We start from the raw sequence: 21,634 nt of genomic DNA, 5'->3' as shown, positions 1-21,634 counted from the left end.
TTTATGCCCCTGTTACACCTGCTCCGCCAGAATCCGGTCATTGCCGCGGTGAAAGACAACGCCAGCCTGCAATTAGCCATCGATTCCGAATGCCAGTTCATTTCTGTTTTGTACGGTAATATCTGCACCATCAGCCATATCGTGAAGAAGATTAAAAATGCCGGTAAGTACGCATTTATCCACGTTGATCTGCTGGAGGGCGCGTCCAATAAAGAGGTGGTGATCCAGTTTCTGAAGCTGGTCACCGAGGCCGACGGCATCATCAGTACCAAAGCGTCGATGCTGAAAGCGGCGCGGGCAGAGGGCTTTTTCTGTATTCATCGCCTGTTTATCGTCGACTCCATCTCCTTTCACAACATTGATAAGCAGGTCGCACAGTCAAACCCGGACTGTATTGAAATCCTGCCGGGATGCATGCCAAAAGTGCTGGGATGGGTGACGGAAAAAATACGCCAGCCGTTGATTGCCGGTGGTCTGGTTTGCGATGAAGAGGACGCCCGCAATGCGATGAAAGCCGGTGTGGCGGCGCTTTCAACTACCAACACCGACGTCTGGACGTTAGCGAAAAAGCTGCATTAACCCGAGCCGCCGGATAGCGGTGTAAACACCTGATCCGGCCTCCCCCTGGATTAATTTTCTGCGATGGCTGCCAACGCCTCCAGCACCGGCAGCCAGTCATCCACAATGCCGACATCCGCCTGTGAGAAGACCGGCGCTCTGGCGTCACTGTTTATCGCCACGACGAACCGGCTCTGACGAACCCCGGCCATTAGCGCCGCCGCGCCGGACGCTCCCGCCACAATGCAGACATCCGGCGCAAGCAGATGACCTGAGATGCCAATCACGCGCTCAGCATCAAAGCCGCCATTCATCACCCGTGCACGGCTGTAGCCCACTTCGGCACCAAGCACCTTACCGAGAGCGGTAATTTTTTCGGCATCGGCGTCACTTCTTCCCTGCCCTACCACCAGCACACGCCCGGCCTGCAACAAAGGATGAGCTGTAACACGGTCGATGCTTTCTACGCTATCCAGCCAGCCCGGAGGTGTGGTGGAGGCAATCCGGCGCTCCACCATCGCTGGCAGCGCGTTGCCCGACGCGCTCGTTTCCGGTTGTCGCGCCAGTGAAAGGCACAAGGGACGCGCGGTAATTTGTAGCCGGGCCGTCAGCGCATTCCCCCAGTGGGATTTCGTCACCAGCCCCTGTTGCGCATCCAGCGTCTGCACCTGGCAAACGCTGCCGCCATGCAGACGCCAGGCCAGCCGCGTCGCAAGCTCATCCCCCAGCGCACCCGCCGGAAAAATCAGGATGTCGGCTGGCGTCAGCAACCACTGCGCCGCCAGCGCGTCCAGCACCTGCTCCGCCACGTCCGGCATCGGGTCGAGAGTCCAGCGTTCCAGTTCTGCTGCATTAAGCGCGTTTTCTGCAATCCAGCCTGCCAGTGCAGCGCATTCACCCGATTCCGTAATCACAACGATCTTCATGGCTGCATCCTCTGGCGCAAATAATCATTCCACAATATCCGGGCTTTTTCCTGCGCCGTCGCGCCGTCGATAATCGTGGCGCTGCACCGCTGCGCCGGTCGTACCAGCTTCTGACATTGCACATACGGGGGGACATCATAAGAGGCTGGCTGGCGCACAATCTCCGCTTTTGCCGCCGCCAGACGCTGACGCATTCCGGGGACGGGAAGCGCAACTTCACCACATTGCCTGACGGCAATCACTGCCGGAAGCCGCACCCGGCAGCGGCGCAACCCGGTAGCCGTTCGTTGCTCGACAACAACAAAAGGCGGCGTCAGCGTAAAACGCTCCACCTGGGTAAAGCAGGGCCAGGCCAACATTTCAGCCATCAAAAATGGCGTTTGCCCGTTCTGCCCTTCGCTACTCTGACAGCCAGTGATAATCAAATCCGCGCCGTGATGACGCTGCCAGTCAGTTATTTGCCGGGCAATGAATTCCGGCGCAAAGCGCAGATCCGCCGTCGTTTCCAGCAACACCGGCTTATCAAAACCCAGCGCAGCAAAATAGCGCAACCAATGAATCGCACGCTCATCGCTAATGCTTAGCGCGGTTAACGTCATATCACAACCTTCACGACGTTGCGCCAGCAGTAATGCCGCAGCCGCCTGCTCATCGGCACCAGGAGAACAGCGCAGCAGCGCGGTGTCCGGGCCACGGGTATCTTCCGTCGCCGCCAGCCAGTCTTTTTCCGCCAACATGCCGGAGTCTGGTTCGGCCTTAAACGCGAACAGAATGTTCATGTGATCCTCCCTGTCTTTTCTCCACGCTTCCGGCCGCCACCAGCGGCAATGCCTTCGTTTCCGGTGCCCATAGCCATGTCACCATAAATCCAATGAGGAGCACGCCAGCCAGCAGCAGCAGCGTGACCTGCATCCCCCATTGCGCCAGCGTCCAGGGCAGCAGGCCGGTGCTGATTGCCGCGCCAAGTCTGCTCATCGACGTCGCAAAACCCACGCCCAGCGAGCGGATATCCGTCGGGAAGCTTTCAGCAGGCAGGATCCCTACCAGATTACTGACCGCAGAAATTGTGGTGCTGAACAGGACAAAAAGCAGCAGCGTTAACGAGCTACCGGACGGCAGAAAAGCCATCACCACCAGCGTGGCAGCCAACAGAAAAAAACTCCCAAGCAGAAACCGACGGTGCGCCAGCAGATGTGTCAATACCAACCCCAGCAATGCGCCAACGATTAACAACGCATTCAGCAGCAGGCTGGCGGTGAGCGCATCCTCCAGGCCGAGGGTCCCGGCAATCGTGGGCAGCCAGGTGTAGATAACAAACCACGGGATCACCAGACAAACAAAAAACACGCTGTTAAACGCGGTTCGCCGCCAGTAGAGGGGGGAAAAGAGCGTTTTGATATGTTTCCCGGACGCCGCAGAAACCTCGTCGCCGAGCAATACGTGCGGCCCAAGATAGCGGTGAACAATGGCATGGGCTTCGGCGAAACGCCCCTGGCGCAGCAGCCAGCGGGGAGATTCCGGCGTCCCCCAGCGAAGCAGGGTAATCAATAGTGCAGGCAGCGCCGCCGACGCCAGCAGCCAGCGCCAGGCATCCGGGCTTTCGGTAATAAAGTGGTGTCCCGCCAGGCTTGCCAGCACATAGCCGATGGTCCATACCACGCTGAACGCCCCCAGTAACACTCCCCGATGTCGTCGTGGAGAAAATTCGGCCAACAGAGTGTGCCCTACGGAATAATCGCCTCCCAGCCCAATCCCAATCAGAATACGTAACACAATGAGCTGCTCTGGCGAAGTGGCGAAAAGCTGTAAAAAAGAGGCGATGGTGATCAGCACAAAGCTGAAGGTAAAAATTTTCTGTCGACCGATATGGTCTGAAATCCAGCCCAACACCAGGCTACCGAGAAACAACCCGAGCAGCGCCGAGCCGCCAATAATCCCGGCCATAAACGGTGTGAGCTGCATGGCAGGTGTTAACTGAATAATGGCATAGCCGACAACGCCAAGAACATAGCCGTCGGTAAGGTGAGCACCAAAGGTCAAGGCGGCAATACGACAGTGAAAACCGTTAAGCGGTAAATCGTCCATTCGCACCGGTGAAGTGTTCATTTCTACCCCTGTCCGGTAAAATTGTGGCTTCCCGATCAGGAAGCCAGCTGATGTTTATTTCTCAATCGGGTAGATCGTTCCCGTGTTCATAATGCCGTTTGGATCAAACTGACGTTTCAGACCTTCCAGCAGCGGCCACGCGCTGCCATGTTCCAACTTGCTCCAGTGAACACGATGCTTGCCGATGCCGTGGTGATGCACCATTGAGCCGCCAAGACGGATCGTCTCTTCGCAAATAATCTTGTTAAGCGGGTTGTGGTACTTATCAATCTCCTCTTCCGGCTTGCAGTCCACCACGTTGTAGTCATACACAAAGTACATGTTGGTACCGTTGATATAACTATGGGAAGAGTGACCGCCCAGCATGGTGATGTCATCCGCGTGTGGGAACTCAGTGCGGATACGATGGATCACGTTTTCGTAAATTTGATGGATGCAGCTCCAGCTGCCGGAAACTTCCGTCGTAAAGCCCATATTGCCGGTTTTCAGGATCTGCACGCGTTCAGCAGCCACTTTTTCCGGGCCCCAGTTCAGATGGTTAAACCAGTTCTCAATCAGCTTGCTGTCCACACGCTTACACTGTGGATAACGCGCGACGATCTCCGCAATGCCCTCGCCAGTGGCTTGCGCCATTCGCGGATTGCCCTCAGCCATGAAGATCAACACGCATTTCCCGTCAGCAAAATGAGTGAAGTGCTGGGTGCCATCCTCGGCGTCATACAGGCGTGCAATCGAAGGACGGTAGCCTTCCACCATCACTTCACGCAGGATGTCGAAACCGATTTTCATATCGTCCAGAATGTAGCCGTAAAAAAGGTTATTTTCCGGCGTGAACTTGAAGATTTTCACCGTCACTTCAGTGATATAGCACAGCGCGCCTTCGTTCCCAATGATGATGTGGCGAATGTCCGGCCCGGCAGCCCGGCGTGGCACGTTCTTGATGCGGGTTACCGTGCCGTCCGGCAGCACCGCCTCCAGCCCCACGACCATATCTTCAATGGCACCGTAAAGAGTGGAGAACTGCCCGATGCTGCGGGTTGCAACCAGGCCGCCCATCTGCGCCAGCGGCTTAGACTGCGGCGAATGCCCGGTGGTATATCCTTTTTCGCGCAATGCATTTTCCAGAATCTCAAGCGGAACGCCGCATTGAGCGGTCGCCTGCATATTTTCAATATCAATGCTCAGGATCTGGTTCATCCCAGCCCCGTCCAGCACCACGGAGTCTTTAACCACCGTTTCCAGCCCCCCTTCCGTCGCGGATGCGCCGGTACGCGGAACCCCATTGATTTTATGTTGGTTCATAAACGCCAGAACGCGGGAAACCTGCTCTGTCGAACCGAGTTTTACCACTGCCGCCGGAATGGGTAGTGTATAAATACCGTGAATATCGGCATATTTACGAAAGCGGTCAATACTGTTTTTCTTTAATACCGTTTCATCGGTAATTACGCGTTCGGACCCAACAATTTCTTTTAACTGGTCAACAATCGCTTCGCGAGATAAAGGCATAACTATTCCTTCCTGATAATTAGCAGAACAATTAATAATACAGAAACTATAGGTAGAGATTAGCGAACTAAATAACCGCCATCGACGACCAGTAAATGACCGTTAACATAATTAGAAGCCTGACTGGCAAGGAATATCGCGGCCCCCATTAAATCCTGGGTATCGCCCCAACGATTGGCCGGGATATGATCCAGTACGCGCTGATTTGTTTCCGGATTGCTGCGCGTAGCCAGCGTAATATCCGTTGCATAATATCCTGGGGCAATACCGTTAACCTGAATATTATATTGCCCCAATTCATCGCAATACGCCTTGGTAAAACCGGCAAGCGCATGTTTAGTTGCTGAATAAGCCGGAGACCACTGACCACCAAGATAAGAGAACAAAGAACAGATATTTATAATTTTACCGCTGTTTTGCGGAATCATAATTTTTGCCGCTTCGTAGCTCAGTTCAAACGCCGCCGTCAGGTTGACGTCAATCATCGGATCCCAGTCCGCACGACCAAAGTCCAGTACCTTATTCAGCTTACAAATTCCGGCGTTGTTCACCAGAATATCAACGGTGCCAAAACGCTCGCAGCAGGCGGCAATAATCTTCTGCGGGGCACCTTTCTCGGTGATATCCACCTGCATGAATTCAACTTCAACACCCTGTTTCTCAATGATTTCTTTCGTTTCACCGTTATCTTTTACAAAACTTGGGATAAACAGATTCGCCCCGGCTTTCGCCAGCGCCATCGCAAAAGCCTGACCCAGACCGCTGTTGCCACCCGTTACGATCGCCGTTTTCCCTTTCAGGGAGAAAAAATTCATTGAGAATGCATTGAGAGATTCGATTGACATAGCTGGCTCCAAATTCCTTTAGGCAAAAAAAAAAGAAAGGCAACTTCCCCCGCTAGAGGGAAGTCACCTTTCTCATTATCTCTGGTAACTGGAATGAATTTTTAGCATAACGAGAAAATATCTAACGTGATCAAAATCACAGATGTTTTGTTCATTTTGTATTGATGACTAAAAACAAGAAGCGTGATTATTCTCACACTATAACCCACACTTCCATGTTATTTCTAAGCGCAATTACTAGAGACCTGAGAAAAGTAATCCACCTGAAAGGGCGGTTTACTTTTCTCTTTTTTTTGTCTGCATAAAATGAGAGTCCGATATGCAACAATCCTCATATCGCCGTTGGATAACACTCGCCATTATTAGTTTCAGCGGTGGCGTTAGTTTTGATTTAGCCTATTTACGTTATATCTATCAAATTCCCATGGCAAAATTCATGGGATTTAGCAATACCGAAATTGGATTAATAATGAGTACCTTTGGCGTTGCCGCTATTATTCTGTATGCGCCCAGCGGCGTTATTGCCGATAAATTCTCCCATCGCAAAATGATCACCTCAGCCATGATAATTACCGGCTTGCTCGGTCTGCTGATGATGACCTATCCACCGCTGTGGGTCATGCTCTGTATTCAGGTCGCCTTTGCCATCACGACAATCCTGATGCTGTGGTCGGTATCAATTAAAGCCGCCTCGCTGCTGGGGGATCACAGTGAACAAGGGAAAATCATGGGCTGGATGGAAGGCCTGCGCGGCGTCGGCGTCATGTCGCTGGCGGTATTTACCATGTGGGTCTTTTCTCGCTTCGCACCGGACGACAGCAACAGCCTGAAGGCCGTGATCCTGATTTATAGCGTGGTTTACATCCTGTTGGGAATTTTGTGCTGGTTCTTCGTGAACGATGGCAACAGCCGCAGCCACGGTGCGAAAGAGGATAAGCAGGCGTTTCAGCTCAAAGATATCATCGCCGTGCTGCGTATCAGCACCACCTGGTATTGCAGCATGGTTATTTTTGGCGTCTTTACGATCTACGCCATTCTCAGCTACTCCACCAACTATCTGACTGAAATGTACGGCATGTCGCTGGTCGCGGCGAGCTACATGGGGATCGTCATCAACAAGATCTTCCGGGCTATCTGTGGGCCGCTGGGCGGCATCATCACCACCTACAGCAAAATTAAGTCGCCAACGCGCGTGGTACAACTGCTTTCAATTGTCGGCGCCGCTGCGCTGATTGCCCTGCTGGTGACGAACTCAAATCCGCAGTCCGTGGTTATGGGGATCGGCCTGATTCTGCTGCTGGGCTTCACCTGCTACGCCTCGCGCGGGCTTTACTGGGCCTGTCCCGGCGAGGCCAGAACCCCTTCTTACATCATGGGAACCACCGTAGGGATCTGCTCGGTGATCGGTTTTCTGCCCGACGTGTTCGTCTATCCGATTGTCGGCCACTGGCAGGATACGCTCCCGGCGGCACAAGCCTATCGCAATATGTGGCTGATGGGACTGGCGGCGCTGTGCATGGTCATCCTCTTCACGTTCTTATTGTTTCGCAAAATTCGCACCAACAACGCCGCACCGGAAAAGATAACTTCACTGGCCGCAGAAACCTCCGGCGAGTGAAGATGGAAAATTAAAGGAGAATGACAATGTCAAAGAAATACATCATTGGAATTGATGGCGGAAGTCAAAGTACCAAGGTTGTGATGTACGATCTGGAAGGTAACGTGGTGTGTGAAGGAAAAGGTCTCCTGCAACCGATGTTTACTCCCGACGCCGATACGGCAGAGCATCCGGACGACGATTTATGGGCTTCATTGTGTTTTGCTGGCAAAGACTTAATGAGCCAGTTCGCGGGAGATCCAAAAGACATTGTCGGGATTGGTCTGGGCTCCATTCGCTGCTGTCGCGCATTGCTCAAAGCAGACGGCACGCCCGCTGCGCCATTGATCAGCTGGCAGGACGCGCGCGTCACCCGCCCCTATGAGCACGCCAATCCTGATGTGGCTTACGTCACCTCATTTTCAGGTTATTTGTCACATCGCTTAACCGGTGAATTTAAAGACAATATCGCCAACTACTTTGGTCAGTGGCCGGTGGATTACAAAACCTGGACATGGAGCGACGACCCGGAGGTGGTGAAGAAATTCAATATCCCGCGCAGGATGCTGTTCGAGGTGCAGATGCCGGGAACCGTGCTCGGGCACCTGACGGATGCTGCGGCGAAAGCGACCAGCTTCCCGGCAGGATTACCGGTGGTTTGCACCACCAGCGACAAACCGGTAGAGGCCCTGGGCGCAGGATTGCTGGACGACGAAACTGCGGTGATCTCATTAGGCACCTATATCGCCCTGATGATGAACGGCAAAGCGCTGCCCAAAGATCCAGTCGCTTATTGGCCAATTATGTCTTCGATTCCGCAAACGCTACTCTACGAAGGCTATGGCATTCGCAAAGGAATGTGGACGGTCAGTTGGCTGAGGGATATGTTGGGGGAATCACTAACCCAGGATGCGAAAGCGCAGGATCTGTCGCCGGAAGATTTACTGAACAAGAAAGCGGCCAGCGTACCACCCGGTTGTAATGGCCTGATGACCGTCCTGGACTGGCTGACCAACCCGTGGGAACCGTTCAAACGTGGGATCATGATTGGCTTTGACTCCAGCATGGACTACGCCTGGATTTACCGCTCTATTCTGGAAAGCGTTGCGCTGACGCTGAAAAACAATTACGACAATATGTGTAATGAAATGAATCACTTCGCTAAACAGGTTATCATCACTGGCGGCGGTTCAAACAGCGATCTATTCATGCAAATCTTTGCCGACGTGTTCAATCTTCCCGCAAGACGGAATGCCATTAACGGTTGCGCCAGCCTGGGTGCGGCAATTAACACGGCGGTAGGGCTTGGTCTCTATCCGAACTATGAGACCGCGATAGAAAAAATGGTTCGGGTGAAAGATGTATTCACACCAATAGAAAGCAACGCCAGACGCTATGACGCGCTGAACAAAGGGATTTTCCGCGATTTAACCCAGCACACCGATGTGATCCTGAAAAAGTCGTATGAAGTGTTGCATGGCGGCCTGGATAACGTTAATTCGATTCAGAGCTGGTCTAACGCATAAGGTTATCCGGCCTGCATGTAGCACTCAATGCAGGCCGATAAACCCATTATCATCAGGCGATATTCAGATATTTATGGGTCTGCATCGACAGACGCCAGTTACGCGCGATACAGGTATCAATACACAAACGCGTGGCATCTTCTTTCTGGCTGATTGGCTGTAAGGCGATGATACGCGGTTTGTCGTCGCTCAACGTAGCCAGCAGTTCATCCAGCGCTTCAATATCGCGAACGCGACCAACCGGATGTTTGATTTCATTCGCACGCTCCAACGCCTGCGACAGCACTTCATAACCGCCGCGCATATTCACTTTCGGCGATACGGTCACCCAGGTATTCGGCGTACAGCGCACTTCGTGGGTACCGCTGGTTTCAATCTGGCAGCTAAAGCCGTTCTTTTCCAGCAGGTCTGTCAGCGGCATCAGGTCGTGAATGCAGGGCTCGCCACCGGTTATCACCACGTGACGGGCGGTATAGCCCTGACGCACAATGACCGCCAGCAGATCCTCGCTGCTCGCCGCGCCCCATTTATCGCTCTCTTTGGTCTTAGCCAGGATGCTGTACAGGGAAACTTCCCGATCCTCAAGCTTATCCCAGGTGTGTTTGGTATCGCACCAGGCACAGCCAACCGGGCATCCCTGTAAACGAATAAAAATGGCGGGGACGCCGGTAAAGTAACCCTCACCTTGCAGGGTCTGGAACATCTCGTTAATCGGGTACTGCATAGTCATCTCTGTGAGGGGGATAAAGCATAAGTATCGCAGATTTCGGTCATCAGGTCATGTACGGGAGCCGCCGCGCCTCTGTGGCTTCAGGTGCTGTCGCCAGCGGTGATGATTTAATATTTTGAAGGTATGTTGTTTATCGCTCTGAGCAGGCCTTTTTCAGTCTCGATATAATTTCCGGTCTTCAGCTGAGCCAGTATCTTCATGATGCTGCTGCGTGACAGAAAGGTACGGCTTAAAATATAAGAAACAATGCTGACATTATTTCTCACCTCTTCTGTTTCATCCATCAGTTCATAGAGCTGATAGCATATAATCTCATAAGAAGATAATGCCGAGATCTTCGTGCAGTGATCGAACATTCTTGTCGCACTATAAATTAATAGCGCGGCTACGCCTTTCCACAGGTTACTCCTGTCGATAATCCGGTTGGCATCGGCAATAGAAAGAACGCTAATATCAGAAGTCTCATTCGTTCTGATATAGAAATAATCATGCTCCAGCAACTGCGTACTTAAGCCAAAGATGTAGGGAGCTGATTCTGAATTTAAGGCAATACCGTCGGCATGGCGATAAAGCGTAATGTTACCGTGATGAAGTAAAAAACATTTATGCTCCCCTTCCACTCTAAAGTTAAGTGACTGCTTATTGGCGAGCGTCAACTTATTGGCTGAAGGTGTAAGGATGCTTATCAGTTGATTGATATCAGCCAGAGGCTTTTTGTGTCTGATGCTGTAACTTATTGAGGTGGCTCTTTTTTTATTATTCACAAATAAATCCCTCCATAGGCTTATGAACATCCCCCTAACGCACTCCCCTCACATAAACGATAATTATGATAATTGTTTTAGATTTTTAAAAGTTGTTTATGGGTGTAAAATTACACCGATAAACAACTTGCATAAATATCCATAATACTATTATGGGTACTGAATTCATTCTTCTTAAAAATCATCCAATTTGATATTACAGCCATTTTAGTAAAAGGAAATAAGTAATAAAACCATAAATTACTTATCAGAATTATTTTGTTATATAAACAAGATTAAATATTACTTTGAAGATATTGATTTAAAAAGAAATAAGATTAAGATCTATCGGATAATTCTGAGTCAAATTTTAAGTGAGCGTCAATCAACATGAGGAGTATGTTATGGATACCGAACATCCGGATCGCAGTCTGATCCTCTCCGCTACCGCCGAACTGCTGGAAAGCCTGGCTCCTCTGGCGACTTTTGCTATGTATCCTCCCAACACCCGGTTATATCTTTATAATAATGGCGTTGCGTACTGCTATCTGGTACGAAGCGGCGTGTGCAACGTCTATCATCAGACGAGTGAAATTCTGCTGGGCACGCTGTATGTGCCAGGGATCATGGGTCTCAGTGGAACACTTTACGCCGAGGCGGGGATGTTTATTCAGACCCACAGTACCTCTGAGATCGCCATTACCCGTACCGATAAGGTCAACCAGTTCGTCACCGAGCACAATCTCTGGAGGCTGCTGGCCTGCCATAGCCTCAGAGTCACCTCACGACTGTATACGATAAATACCAGGCTCATGGCCACCTGTGCCTATGAAATTGTCCGCGTTCAGTTACAGGAGTTGATGAGTGAACCAGCGGAATACAGACATGATGTTTCTGCCGCGCAGTATATCCAGCAGAAAACCAGCCTTTCACGTAGCAGCATTATGAAAATCCTCGCACAGCTTAAAAAGGGGGGCTATATCAGCATTGAAAACGGCATCCTTTTGACAATCGAGCATCTTCCGTTAAAGTACTAACCTATTGTATCAACGAAGAAAAATAACGTACTCTCTTCGATGAAATGTTTACCCTTATAATATGTTCTTGTTTTGTTAACTGACAGTCGCTATTTTCCCAAGACTTACCACCCCTCTGGCATAACCCTTTTATCGCGGAAAACACACAGGGTGTAAAATTACACCCAAAAAAGTGTTGCCGGATATTTTGAAATGTACAAGAATAATCTCATACAAATTATAAAGTTTGACAAACCCGTTTTAAATATAAAAGCAGGGAACTGTCATTCTTATTAATATTATCATTAGAGATCTGTGAGCCTGGAAACGGGACGATATTCTATTGATAAATTTCAAAAAGCTGCCGTTTGCCTGGCAATACATTAATACTAATAAATTGAATATACTCAAGGAATAGATCATGAAAAGCAAATTACTGCCACTGGGAGTGCTGATTTCGTCTCTGGCTGGAGTTTCAGCGATGGCAGCTGATGGGGAGGTGAATTTTAACGGCGAGATTATTGATGCCGCCTGTAAAGTCACCAATAGTCCGGCCAGTCCGCTGACGGTGACATTAGGTCAGGTCAGTAAGAGCGCCTTTACCAACGCAGGCTCTACTGCTGCACCGACCAAATTCACGTTGCAGCTCACGGATTGCCCGGTAAGCGCAACCAAGGCGGCCGTGAAGTTTGACGGCTCTCCGGTGACAGGGAGTCCTGGCGTGCTGGCCCTGACCGCAGAAACTGGCGTGGCAGGCGGCGTGGGGATTCAATTATACGACGATGCCAATACCGCGATTCCGCTGTATAACGCATCCAAACAATACCCTCTGACGTCAGGTACCGGCGTGGTGAATAATCTGGATTTTATTGCGCGCTATATCGCCACATCGACAACGGTGACTGCAGGCAAGGCTAATTCAATGGCAAGTTTCACCATTGTTTATAATTAATAGCCCGTCATACCTGCATAACGAAATTGTTATTCGGACCGATGGATTATTGTCGGTCCGTCCTCACTCTTTTAATGAATGACTAATGATGAAACTTATTCCTCTCACCTTGCTGACTGCACTAATAATAACCTCCGGGTTAGCCCAGGCTGGCCTGATTGTGGGTGGCACCCGCTTAATTTACGATGGGAGTAAGAAAGAGTCTTCAATTAATGTGAGCAACCCGGACCATGCACCTTATCTGGTACAAAGCTGGGTCGAGCCCGAAATTAATCGCGCAGAGAAAACGCCGTTTGTGATCACCCCGCCGTTATTTCGTCTGGACGGCGGGCAGGAAAATGTCTTGCGCGTCGTGCGGGCGGGCGGGAATCTACCGCAGAATAGGGAATCGCTGTACTGGCTGAATATTAAGAGTATCCCCTCGATAGAAAAAGATCAGGGTAAAAACCTGCTGCAGATCGCGGTCAAGACGCGCATCAAACTGATCTATCGCCCTGAAGGTTTAACAGGCTCCGCGGAAGTGTTAACCCATAAGCTTTCCTGGCAGCGCCGCGGCAACCGGCTGGAGGTGAGTAACCCGACCTCATTTTATATGAATTTCCAGAGCGTTACCGTTGCAGGTAAAGAGCTGGAAGATGCCCGGTATATTGCGCCGCAGAGTAGCGCCATTTTTGAATTACCCAGCGGTGCGGGTAATAGCGTGAGCTGGAAAATTATTAATGATTACGGCGGAATCGGCGAGCTTCATCGTGCTTCGTTCTGATAAATAACAGCACAGGAATCCGGCGTTAATTATTTACCCTTCAGGGAAGGACTACACAGATGGGGAGCCCAAAAAACCTGCGCGAATATCCACAAACCAATAATATCCGCAGGCTGATTTATCTTTTTTCGACACCCTTTTTACTATTAAATTTAACGACTTTTGCCTCACACGCCAGGGAATATTTTAATCCGCTGATGCTGGAAATTGACAACCCGCATCAGGAAAAGACCGATCTTAGCGTATTTGAAGAGGAAAACGGCCAGGCGCCGGGCGTTTACCGGGTCGATATCTCTGTTAACAACCAGTTTCAGGAAACCCGGGAAGTGGAATTCAGCATGCAGCCCGGCCCGGACGGGAAAGCGCTTCTGTCGCCATGCCTGAGCGTGAGCCAGCTTAACGCGATGGGAGTCAAAACCGACCTGTTCCCGGATCTGGGCGATGCCGCCGCGCCGTGCGCCAGGCTGGACGCGATCCCCCATGCTCGCGCAGAGTTTCGCTTTAGCGCGCAGCAACTGCTGTTGAGCATTCCGCAGGCCGGCATTGTGATGAATCCACGCGATTACGTTCCTGAAACGCAGTGGGATGATGGGATCACCGCCCTGCTGCTTAATTACAGCGTGAACGGCGCCAGTACCCGGGCACGGGATCGTAGCGGCACGGACAGTACGACCCAGTACGCCAACCTGCGTCCCGGCATGAATATCGGTCCCTGGCGGCTGCGTAATTACACGACTTTTCAGCGGGAGAATAACGGTCGCGACAGCTGGGACACCGTCTATACCTATTTGTCCCGTGATATTCGTGTCCTGAAGAGCCAGCTGGTGCTGGGAGACAGCGCCTCCCCGTCCGATATTTTTGACAGCGTTCCCTTTCGCGGCGCGCAGTTGGCGTCCGACGAGGAGATGATCCCCGACAGCATGAAGGGCTATGCACCGGCGATCAAAGGCATCGCGCGAACCAATGCGCAGGTGATTATCCGCCAGAACGGGTATGTTATTTATCAGAGCTATGTGGCACCGGGCGCATTTGAAATCAACGACATGTACGCCACCGGTGGCAGCGGGGATCTCTATGTGACGATTAAAGAAGATAACGGCAGCGAGCAGAATCTCGTCGTACCGTTTGCCTCACTGCCGGTGCTCCAGCGTGAACAGCGGCTGAAATATTCACTGACCAGCGGCCAGTATCGTTCGTATGACCGCAGCGTGGAAAAGACGCCGTTTAGCCAGGCGACGCTGATCTACGGCCTGCCCCGGGGTTTTACCCTCTATGGCGGCGGCCAGTTCGCGGACCACTATCAGTCGCTGGCGCTGGGCGTCGGTAAAAATCTGGGGGAAATTGGCGCGCTTTCGCTGGACGTCACCCAGGGCTGGTCGAAGATACAGAGCCAGCCGAAGGAGAAAGGCCAGTCATGGCGGATCCGCTACAGCAAAAATATTGTCGAAACCGGGACTAACTTCGCCATTGCCGGTTATCGCTACTCGACCGATGGCTATTACACGCTGGCAGAAGTCATGGATACCTGGCGCGGCGGGAACACCCCGACGTTTTTCGAGCGCAGGCGTAACCGTACTGAACTGTCGCTGAGCCAGAATTTGTGGGAAAGAGCGGGTTCGCTGTCGCTGAGCCTGATAAACGAAGACTACTGGAACAGCGGCCGGACCCTGCGGTCGATGAGCGCCGGTTACAACAATAGCTGGAACGGCATCAGCTACGGGCTTAATTACAGCTATAACATTAACTCGACGTCGCGCAGCGGGGGCTCCGGCAAAGAAAAGGTCTATGAGCGCGACCAGGTGTTCTCACTGAACGTCAGCATTCCACTGAGCCACTGGTTGAGTAATACCCACGCGTCGTGGAACGTCAGCAGCAGCCAGAAAGGGAGCACCAATCACACCGTGGGCCTCAATGGTACGACGCTTGAGGGCAATAACCTGAGCTGGAGCATCCAGCAGGGTTACGGCAGCCAGGGGACGGGCAACGGCGGCAATCTGAACGCCGACTATCGCGGAACCTATGCTGAAGTCACTGCGGGATATGCTTACGACAAAAACAGCCAGCGGCTGAACTACGGGCTACAGGGCGGGATAGTCGCGCACGCCAGCGGCGTCACCTTCGGCCAACCGCTGGGTGAAACCATGGCGCTGGTTCAGGTTCCGGGAGCCTCCGGGGTTGGCGTGAGCAATCAGAGCGGGGTGAAAACCGACTGGCGCGGCTATGCCATCGTGCCTTATACCTCGCCCTACCGTAAAAACCAGGTGCAGCTGAATACGCTGACGCTGCCCGATAACGTGGAGCTGACGCAGACCACCCGCAACGTGGTGCCGACGCGGGGAGCCGTGGTGCAGGCCAGCTTTAACGCCAGCGTGGGCCAGCGCGTGATGATGACGCTATTGCGACAGGGTGGAATGCCGGTGCCATTTGGCGCGACGGTCAGCGATACCGCGCAGAAAAGCGCCCAGGCATTTATCGTTGGCGATGGCGGACAGGTGTATCTGACCGGTCTGGCCGACAGCGGCGAACTAAGAGTGAAATGGGGGAACGGTGCAGAGCAGCAGTGTCAGGTGAATTATTCCCTGGATAAAGCGCCGCCGGAAAATAGCGATATTCTGATCATTAGCGAGCGATGTCATTAAGTAAATAACTTAGCCGTTCAAAAAAATAATTTTTTATCTGATATCTGCTGCATATTGAGGTATACCAATGAACAAAATGCAATTTCAGAAAATTATCTGGAGCGCTGCTTTTCTGATATGCAGCTCATTTCCTGCGCTTGCCACCTGCAATATCGAACAACAAAAGGGGGTTATAGCCTGGGATAATATAGATATTGGTACAATCTATGCGCAACGTGATATTCCTGTGGGTCAGAAGATCGGTACGATAAAATTATTTCCGTCCTTTACTGGCTCATGGTTCGGTTGTCAGGGGGGAGAATTAATTTCAGTATCCATGTTTCGCGATGCAATTAGCGGTTTTCCCCATATCTATAGTACAGGCATCCCCGGCGTCGGGATAAAGGTCTATTATACGGCGTTCACGCAAGATACATTTGATAACCCACCCAGGACAGGAACAATGGGACAGGGTGCGGTCGGTGTCGAGAACTCCGGGATGGATAAGGGTGTAACGGTGGAGCTATATAAGACGGGACCGATAACATCCAAAAATATTGATAGCGGATTGTATTTTCAAAAAACCTACGGTGACCTTGAGGTTATCAGGGGAAGTATCGTCGCAGGTCAGGTTATTCAGTTAGCCTGTTCGCTAAACAGTTCAACGATTACCGTACCGTTGCCTGATGCTTTAGGCAGTGAGTTCACCGCAATAGGTACAACCAAAGGCGAGCGGACCTTCACGATAGATCTTAACTGCGATGCAGGTGCCCGCATTAACGCATCGTTAAGCGGGACACAAAGTGCAGAGACCTCCAATGACAGTATCCTGGCGTTATCAGGGGCCGGAACGTCAGGGGTTGCGAAAGGGATCGGGATCCAGCTGCTTTATGACGGCACGCCCCTGAAGCTGAATAACAACATCGTGCTGAAAACCTCAGCAGGCGGTCAGGAATTCCCTCCGGGAACCTTCACTGCACGCTATTTTCAGACGAAAGACAACGTGACCGCGGGCAGCGCTAACGCCACAGCGACGCTCAATATTACTTATCAGTAGACGGCTCCGCCATCAGAGTTATACAAGGAGAGGAATAAAATGAATATTCATAAAAGATTCATTCATCTGGCGCTGGCGGGGCTGTATTTAGCGGCAACAATCAATATTGCCGGGGCCAATCCGGTCAATATTAATATTACCGGCAAAGTCGTCGCCTCACCTTGTACCGTTGACACCACCAAATCACAGCTCAATGTTAATTTGGGTGATGATATTCAGGCCACCGCCCTGGCACAGCCTGGTAACGTCACAACATTCAAAATCTTTTATTTAATCTTAAAAGATTGTCCTTTCGGCACAACATCGGTAACGGCGGCCTTTTCCGGAACGCCAGCAGCGAACAGCCCCGGGGAGTATGCCAATACCGGGACGGCAACCAATGTTAACGTACAGCTTAAAGAGAGTCTGGGTTCCGGTAACGGTAAGTTTTTAGGTCCGGGAACCACATTAAAGCGTAATGTTGCAACCGACCGCACAGTCTCCTTCCCGATAGGCGCGCGTGCCATTGCCGCAGCGGCAGACGTTATGCCCGGCACGATAGTGACTGTTTCACAAGTCACCTTCACCTATCAGTAAACCTGACTTCTCTGCTCAACGGGTGTTTATCATGCAGCAACAAATGAAATATGTTCTCCCGGCGCTTTGTCTGGCGTGCCCTGCATATGCTGCGGAGATCAATATCGGTGGTCATGTTGTGGCTTCTCCCTGCGTAGTCGATATCGCCTCGCAAAACCAGAGCGTTAATTTCGGCCAGCTCCGCTTAAATGAAATGCGCGCCGACGGAAATGCTTCCGCGTGGAAATCGTTTGAGGTAAGGCTTTTCAAATGCCCGGCAGGAACGACATCGGTGGACGTGACGTTCAACGGACAACCGGCAGCAGAAGATCCCACGTTGTATGCCAATACGGGGACCGCCGCCAACGCCGCCGTGCAAATGGCCCGGGACACGAACAAGGCGCAGGTGCAGGGCAACGGCAGCAGCATGAACGTCCCCGTTGACGCTCAGCGCAAGGCGACCTTTTTACTGGCTGGTCGGGTGATTGTCTCTGACACTACCCTCCCCGGTACGTTTAATTCCCTGGTACAAATGAATTTTACTTACCGATAAACAAAACTACCCTGCTCTAAATGGGACCTGAAATAGCGGTGAGAGTATGCGTTATGTTACAGAAAAAGAAGAATTATATATTCACTTTGGTATTTGGGTTAACCGGTGCGTTTACTGCCTCTGTTGAAGCGGCCAGCTGTAATAATTCCGGTGGGTATTACACGTTCTCAGGAACGTTAAATTATCAACGTGACGACGCCACCATGAATGTCTTCAGTGATAAATTTGGATCTATTGGCAGCGAAGTATGGGGGTTGGGTTGCTTTGGGGATCCTGACGCCGACAGAGATGTGTACTTGCGTTTACAGGTTAATTCGGCCCCCGTTGCGGGTTATACCGATGTCTATCCCACGAATATCGACGGAATTGGCGTTCGTTATAATTTCGCAATATATGAAGGTACATGGTCTTTTTGCCCGATGAATTATGACGATCATATTTCAAACTCAACACGGACTTACACAATAGACCTGAACTGTGATGCGGGCGTCCGCATTAACGCATCGTTAAGTGGGACGCAAAGTGCAGAGACCGCCAATGACAGTATCCTGGCGTTATCGGGAGCAGGAATGTCAGGAGTTGCGAGCGGAATCGGGATCCAACTGCTGTATGGCAATACGCCCCTGAAGCTGGATAACAACATCGTGCTGAAAACCTCAGCAGGCGGGCAGGAATTTCCTCCGGGAGCCTTTACCGCACGCTATTTTCAGACGAAAAACAACGTGACCGCAGGCAGCGCTAACGCCACTGCGACGCTCAATATTACTTATCAGTAAGCAACTCGGCCATCAGAATTATAAAAAGGAGAGAATTAAAATGAATATTCATAAAAAGTACATTCATCTGGCGCTGGCAGGACTGTATCTGGGGACGACAATCAGTATTGCCGGGGCCGAACCCACCAATATTAATATTACCGGGAAAGTTATTGCGTCCCCGTGTGTCGTAGCCAGTGGCAGCAATATCAATGTTAATTTAGGAGACATCCCGGCTGCAGATATTGCAGTGGCAGGTACAACCTCTACCCCGGTTAATTTTACCATTAACCTTGCCAGTTGCCCGGTGGGAACCACCAGCGTAGTCGTGACGTTTACCGGAACGGAAGATCCCGACTTTCCGGTACGCTATAAAAATACCGGAACGGCGAACGTTGCGATAGAACTGATCCAGGCCAGCACCGGTTACCTGAAAGGAAATAATAAAAATATTACTCAATCGGTACTGGCCGATCGTACCGTTACATACAATTTACGTGCCCGGGCCTATTCCAAAGGCAATGTGATGCCGGGCACGATCTCTGGTATCGTTCAGGCCAACTTTACTTACAATTAAGTTACTATTTTGCAATTCACAATGACTCATCAGTAAACCGAACTATTTCTGTGTAAAGGATATTTATCATGGTGCAACAAATGAATTATTCTATCCTGGCACTTTGTCCCCTGTGTCCAGCGACCTTTTTACTGGCTGGTATCTGCCCCCTTCCCAATACGTTTAACTCTTTGGTACAAATGAATTTTAATCAATAAAAAATACCCTTATTATTAATAAATGCCTCTGCTGGCTTCTGGTATATTAAATATGAAAATACTTATACAGGACCCTTACGAATTTTATTGCGATGGATTGAAACATTTTTTTATAGAGATATTCTTTGGAATAACCGCCAATAACATTATTTTTTTAACATCTTACTCCCAACAAAACTTTGATAAGGCAGATATCGTCGTTATTTCTCTGGCTCCAGGAGAGCATCTCATGTGTTTTCCTGAACTGCAAAACAGGACAACAGGCATTATTATTGGCTTAACCGATGAGGTGATTGACTCCCCTTCCGATCTGCCCTTTTGCATTGCCCGGATCATTTTTATTCACCGACAGGACTCACTGTCGACAGTCAAAGAGAAAGTATTAACCGCCTGGCGGGAATCAAGAAAAAAGCAAAGACAACCTGGGAAAACATTATGTCTTCATTGTCCACATAAAGTCCTGACCAGGCAGCAAAGGCGTATTATGTCCTTTATCTATCAGGGGATAACGACATCTGAGATTGCCCACAACATGTCAATCTCAGAGAAAACGCTCTATGTGCATAAATACATCATCCGCAAAAAGTTTAATCTGCGAACTAATCATGCGCTATTTTGCTTCCTTCAGAAACTTGCCGATAAAAACAGCCAGCAGATTTATCTGCTTCAAGTTCCGCTGAACGCATAAAAAAACCCGCCGCAGCGGGTTTTTACGTTAAGAGTTAAAGAACAGGATTACGCCTGACCTTTGATCTCTTTACGACCGTTGTACGGCGCTTGTTCACCCAGAGCTTCTTCGATACGAATCAGCTGGTTGTACTTAGCAACGCGGTCAGAACGGCTCATAGAACCGGTTTTGATCTGGCCTGCAGCGGTACCCACAGCCAGGTCAGCGATGGTAGCGTCTTCAGTTTCGCCAGAACGGTGAGAGATGACAGCGGTGTAGCCAGCGTCTTTCGCCATTTTGATCGCAGCCAGAGTTTCGGTCAGAGAACCGATCTGGTTGAATTTGATCAGGATGGAGTTAACGATGCCTTTTTCGATGCCTTCTTTCAGGATCTTGGTGTTGGTTACGAACAGATCGTCACCAACCAGCTGGATTTTGTCGCCCAGAACTTTAGTCTGGTATGCGAAACCGTCCCAGTCAGACTCGTCCAGACCATCTTCGATGGACACGATCGGGTACTGTTTGGTCAGTTCTTCCAGGAAGTGAGTGAATTCTTCGGAGGTGAATGCTTTGTTGCCTTCGCCAGCCAGAACGTATTTACCGTCTTTGTAGAATTCAGAAGCTGCACAGTCCATCGCCAGGGTGATGTCTTTGCCCAGCTCGTAGCCAGCTGCTTTAACCGCTTCAGCGATTACAGCCAGAGCTTCAGCGTTGGAACCCAGGTTCGGCGCGTAGCCGCCTTCGTCACCCACTGCAGTGTTCATACCTTTAGCTTTCAGAACTTTAGCCAGGTTGTGGAACACTTCAGAACCCATACGTACGGCTTCTTTCAGGGTTTTAGCGCCAACCGGCTGAATCATGAACTCCTGGATGTCAACGTTGTTGTCAGCGTGCTCACCACCGTTGATGATGTTCATCATCGGAACCGGCATGGAGTATTTGCCCGGAGTACCGTTCAGTTCAGCGATGTGTGCATACAGCGGCAGGCCTTTAGCAGCAGCTGCTGCTTTGGCGTTCGCCAGGGACACAGCCAGGATGGCGTTTGCACCGAAGTTGGATTTGTTTTCAGTACCGTCCAGATCGATCATGATCTTGTCGATGCCAGCCTGATCTTTAGCATCTTTACCCAGCAGAGCCTGAGCAATTGGGCCGTTAACAGCTGCAACAGCTTTCAGTACGCCTTTACCCATGAAACGGGATTTGTCGCCGTCGCGCAGTTCCAGTGCTTCGCGGGAACCAGTAGAAGCACCTGACGGAGCTGCTGCCATACCAACGAAACCACCTTCCAGGTGTACTTCGGCTTCAACAGTCGGGTTACCACGGGAGTCGATGATTTCACGACCGATGATTTTAACGATTTTGGACATTAGATTTTCCTCAGTAC

20 protein-coding genes and 1 pseudogene are annotated in these 21,634 nt (G+C 50.8%); 13 read left to right on the top strand and 8 right to left on the bottom strand.

Annotated elements, in window-relative coordinates:
- Nucleotides 1-3: 3 nt before the first annotated feature.
- Nucleotides 4-579, top strand: coding sequence for a glycerol-3-phosphate responsive antiterminator (locus ABIE10_RS20140; protein WP_016157338.1), 576 nt, complete (start codon nucleotides 4-6; stop codon nucleotides 577-579).
- 50 nt (nucleotides 580-629) lie between these two features.
- On the opposite strand, the gene ABIE10_RS20135 is transcribed toward ABIE10_RS20140, so the two are convergent.
- From ABIE10_RS20135 to ABIE10_RS20115, 5 genes and pseudogenes are all read right to left on the bottom strand, one after another.
- Entirely contained in the window at nucleotides 630-1,484 is an 855-nt protein-coding gene (locus ABIE10_RS20135; protein WP_429156852.1) for an electron transfer flavoprotein subunit alpha/FixB family protein, read from the bottom strand.
- Nucleotides 1,481-2,263: an electron transfer flavoprotein subunit beta/FixA family protein gene (locus tag ABIE10_RS20130; RefSeq protein ID WP_131405288.1), complete on the bottom strand. Its 783-nt coding sequence runs from the start codon at nucleotides 2,261-2,263 to the stop codon at nucleotides 1,481-1,483. Before ABIE10_RS20130 ends, ABIE10_RS20135 begins: the two co-directional genes overlap by 4 nt.
- A pseudogene (locus tag ABIE10_RS20125) lies at nucleotides 2,241-3,599 on the bottom strand (MFS transporter); the annotation flags it as partial. The gene ABIE10_RS20130 and the pseudogene ABIE10_RS20125, both read right to left, overlap by 23 nt.
- A gap of 45 nt (nucleotides 3,600-3,644) precedes the next feature.
- Nucleotides 3,645-5,099, bottom strand: a complete 1,455-nt coding sequence (locus tag ABIE10_RS20120; RefSeq protein ID WP_016157342.1) for an FAD-binding oxidoreductase — start codon at nucleotides 5,097-5,099, stop codon at nucleotides 3,645-3,647.
- A gap of 59 nt (nucleotides 5,100-5,158) precedes the next feature.
- Complete coding sequence (locus ABIE10_RS20115) at nucleotides 5,159-5,944, bottom strand: SDR family oxidoreductase (protein WP_016154226.1); 786 nt, start codon at nucleotides 5,942-5,944, stop codon at nucleotides 5,159-5,161.
- Between the two features lie 319 nt (nucleotides 5,945-6,263).
- Here ABIE10_RS20115 and ABIE10_RS20110 point away from each other — a divergent pair, with 319 nt between their 5' ends.
- Nucleotides 6,264-7,562 (top strand): MFS transporter, encoded by a 1,299-nt coding sequence (locus ABIE10_RS20110; RefSeq protein WP_103284164.1) that lies wholly within the window; start codon nucleotides 6,264-6,266, stop codon nucleotides 7,560-7,562.
- Between the two features lie 26 nt (nucleotides 7,563-7,588).
- On the top strand, nucleotides 7,589-9,067 hold the full coding sequence (locus tag ABIE10_RS20105; protein ID WP_429156849.1) for an FGGY-family carbohydrate kinase: 1,479 nt from the start codon (nucleotides 7,589-7,591) through the stop codon (nucleotides 9,065-9,067).
- Between the two features lie 52 nt (nucleotides 9,068-9,119).
- Here ABIE10_RS20105 and queE read toward each other — a convergent pair whose 3' ends face one another.
- Together queE and ABIE10_RS20095 are read right to left on the bottom strand one after the other, a co-directional pair.
- The gene (gene queE, locus ABIE10_RS20100) at nucleotides 9,120-9,791 is read right to left on the bottom strand and encodes a 7-carboxy-7-deazaguanine synthase QueE (protein ID WP_429156847.1); all 672 of its coding nucleotides are present in this window, start codon (nucleotides 9,789-9,791) and stop codon (nucleotides 9,120-9,122) included.
- A gap of 113 nt (nucleotides 9,792-9,904) precedes the next feature.
- Entirely contained in the window at nucleotides 9,905-10,561 is a 657-nt protein-coding gene (locus tag ABIE10_RS20095) for a winged helix-turn-helix transcriptional regulator (protein WP_046276166.1), read from the bottom strand.
- A 383-nt stretch (nucleotides 10,562-10,944) separates the two neighbouring features.
- On the opposite strand from ABIE10_RS20095, the gene ABIE10_RS20090 reads away from it, so the two are divergent.
- From ABIE10_RS20090 to ABIE10_RS20045, 10 genes are all read left to right on the top strand, one after another.
- Nucleotides 10,945-11,577, top strand: a complete 633-nt coding sequence (locus tag ABIE10_RS20090; protein WP_047499398.1) for a winged helix-turn-helix transcriptional regulator — start codon at nucleotides 10,945-10,947, stop codon at nucleotides 11,575-11,577.
- Nucleotides 11,578-11,977: 400 nt separating this feature from the next.
- Complete coding sequence (locus tag ABIE10_RS20085) at nucleotides 11,978-12,508, top strand: fimbrial protein (RefSeq protein WP_047499397.1); 531 nt, start codon at nucleotides 11,978-11,980, stop codon at nucleotides 12,506-12,508.
- Nucleotides 12,509-12,596: 88 nt separating this feature from the next.
- Nucleotides 12,597-13,271: a fimbrial biogenesis chaperone gene (locus ABIE10_RS20080; protein ID WP_423244165.1), complete on the top strand. Its 675-nt coding sequence runs from the start codon at nucleotides 12,597-12,599 to the stop codon at nucleotides 13,269-13,271.
- A 59-nt stretch (nucleotides 13,272-13,330) separates the two neighbouring features.
- On the top strand, nucleotides 13,331-15,910 hold the full coding sequence (locus ABIE10_RS20075; RefSeq protein ID WP_429156844.1) for a fimbria/pilus outer membrane usher protein: 2,580 nt from the start codon (nucleotides 13,331-13,333) through the stop codon (nucleotides 15,908-15,910).
- Between the two features lie 67 nt (nucleotides 15,911-15,977).
- Nucleotides 15,978-16,946: a fimbrial protein gene (locus ABIE10_RS20070; RefSeq protein WP_200079775.1), complete on the top strand. Its 969-nt coding sequence runs from the start codon at nucleotides 15,978-15,980 to the stop codon at nucleotides 16,944-16,946.
- Between the two features lie 39 nt (nucleotides 16,947-16,985).
- Nucleotides 16,986-17,522: a fimbrial protein gene (locus ABIE10_RS20065; RefSeq protein WP_047499395.1), complete on the top strand. Its 537-nt coding sequence runs from the start codon at nucleotides 16,986-16,988 to the stop codon at nucleotides 17,520-17,522.
- 31 nt (nucleotides 17,523-17,553) lie between these two features.
- Entirely contained in the window at nucleotides 17,554-18,054 is a 501-nt protein-coding gene (locus tag ABIE10_RS20060; RefSeq protein ID WP_200051893.1) for a fimbrial protein, read from the top strand.
- A 53-nt stretch (nucleotides 18,055-18,107) separates the two neighbouring features.
- Complete coding sequence (locus tag ABIE10_RS20055) at nucleotides 18,108-18,830, top strand: fimbrial protein (RefSeq protein ID WP_429156842.1); 723 nt, start codon at nucleotides 18,108-18,110, stop codon at nucleotides 18,828-18,830.
- Nucleotides 18,831-18,870: 40 nt separating this feature from the next.
- A complete protein-coding gene (locus ABIE10_RS20050) occupies nucleotides 18,871-19,386 on the top strand; it encodes a fimbrial protein (protein ID WP_429156840.1) in 516 nt (171 codons plus the stop codon).
- 249 nt (nucleotides 19,387-19,635) lie between these two features.
- On the top strand, nucleotides 19,636-20,271 hold the full coding sequence (locus tag ABIE10_RS20045) for a helix-turn-helix transcriptional regulator (RefSeq protein WP_200051891.1): 636 nt from the start codon (nucleotides 19,636-19,638) through the stop codon (nucleotides 20,269-20,271).
- A 47-nt stretch (nucleotides 20,272-20,318) separates the two neighbouring features.
- On the opposite strand, the gene eno is transcribed toward ABIE10_RS20045, so the two are convergent.
- On the bottom strand, nucleotides 20,319-21,617 hold the full coding sequence (eno, locus tag ABIE10_RS20040; protein WP_003034129.1) for a phosphopyruvate hydratase: 1,299 nt from the start codon (nucleotides 21,615-21,617) through the stop codon (nucleotides 20,319-20,321).
- Nucleotides 21,618-21,634: the final 17 nt, after the last annotated feature.

Origin of the sequence: Citrobacter sp. 506, from assembly GCF_050434985.1 — a bacterium.
GTDB classification, from domain to species: domain Bacteria; phylum Pseudomonadota; class Gammaproteobacteria; order Enterobacterales; family Enterobacteriaceae; genus Citrobacter; species Citrobacter braakii.
This window is presented reverse-complemented; position numbering and strand designations above follow the sequence as displayed.

What these genes read in the sequence shown, in the direction of transcription:
- ABIE10_RS20130 (WP_131405288.1), bottom strand. Translation starts at nt 2,263, where the DNA reads ATGAACATTCTGTTCGCGTTTAAGGCCGAACCAGACTCCGGCATGTTG.
- ABIE10_RS20050 (WP_429156840.1), top strand. Translation starts at nt 18,871, where the DNA reads ATGAATATTCATAAAAAGTACATTCATCTGGCGCTGGCAGGACTGTAT.
- ABIE10_RS20065 (WP_047499395.1), top strand. Translation starts at nt 16,986, where the DNA reads ATGAATATTCATAAAAGATTCATTCATCTGGCGCTGGCGGGGCTGTAT.
- queE (WP_429156847.1), bottom strand. Translation starts at nt 9,791, where the DNA reads ATGCAGTACCCGATTAACGAGATGTTCCAGACCCTGCAAGGTGAGGGT.
- ABIE10_RS20060 (WP_200051893.1), top strand. Translation starts at nt 17,554, where the DNA reads ATGCAGCAACAAATGAAATATGTTCTCCCGGCGCTTTGTCTGGCGTGC.
- ABIE10_RS20115 (WP_016154226.1), bottom strand. Translation starts at nt 5,944, where the DNA reads ATGTCAATCGAATCTCTCAATGCATTCTCAATGAATTTTTTCTCCCTG.
- ABIE10_RS20105 (WP_429156849.1), top strand. Translation starts at nt 7,589, where the DNA reads ATGTCAAAGAAATACATCATTGGAATTGATGGCGGAAGTCAAAGTACC.
- ABIE10_RS20135 (WP_429156852.1), bottom strand. Translation starts at nt 1,484, where the DNA reads ATGAAGATCGTTGTGATTACGGAATCGGGTGAATGCGCTGCACTGGCA.
- ABIE10_RS20055 (WP_429156842.1), top strand. Translation starts at nt 18,108, where the DNA reads ATGTTACAGAAAAAGAAGAATTATATATTCACTTTGGTATTTGGGTTA.
- ABIE10_RS20090 (WP_047499398.1), top strand. Translation starts at nt 10,945, where the DNA reads ATGGATACCGAACATCCGGATCGCAGTCTGATCCTCTCCGCTACCGCC.
- ABIE10_RS20120 (WP_016157342.1), bottom strand. Translation starts at nt 5,099, where the DNA reads ATGCCTTTATCTCGCGAAGCGATTGTTGACCAGTTAAAAGAAATTGTT.
- ABIE10_RS20080 (WP_423244165.1), top strand. Translation starts at nt 12,597, where the DNA reads ATGAAACTTATTCCTCTCACCTTGCTGACTGCACTAATAATAACCTCC.
- ABIE10_RS20045 (WP_200051891.1), top strand. Translation starts at nt 19,636, where the DNA reads ATGAAAATACTTATACAGGACCCTTACGAATTTTATTGCGATGGATTG.
- ABIE10_RS20110 (WP_103284164.1), top strand. Translation starts at nt 6,264, where the DNA reads ATGCAACAATCCTCATATCGCCGTTGGATAACACTCGCCATTATTAGT.
- ABIE10_RS20070 (WP_200079775.1), top strand. Translation starts at nt 15,978, where the DNA reads ATGAACAAAATGCAATTTCAGAAAATTATCTGGAGCGCTGCTTTTCTG.
- ABIE10_RS20140 (WP_016157338.1), top strand. Translation starts at nt 4, where the DNA reads ATGCCCCTGTTACACCTGCTCCGCCAGAATCCGGTCATTGCCGCGGTG.
- eno (WP_003034129.1), bottom strand. Translation starts at nt 21,617, where the DNA reads ATGTCCAAAATCGTTAAAATCATCGGTCGTGAAATCATCGACTCCCGT.
- ABIE10_RS20075 (WP_429156844.1), top strand. Translation starts at nt 13,331, where the DNA reads ATGGGGAGCCCAAAAAACCTGCGCGAATATCCACAAACCAATAATATC.
- ABIE10_RS20085 (WP_047499397.1), top strand. Translation starts at nt 11,978, where the DNA reads ATGAAAAGCAAATTACTGCCACTGGGAGTGCTGATTTCGTCTCTGGCT.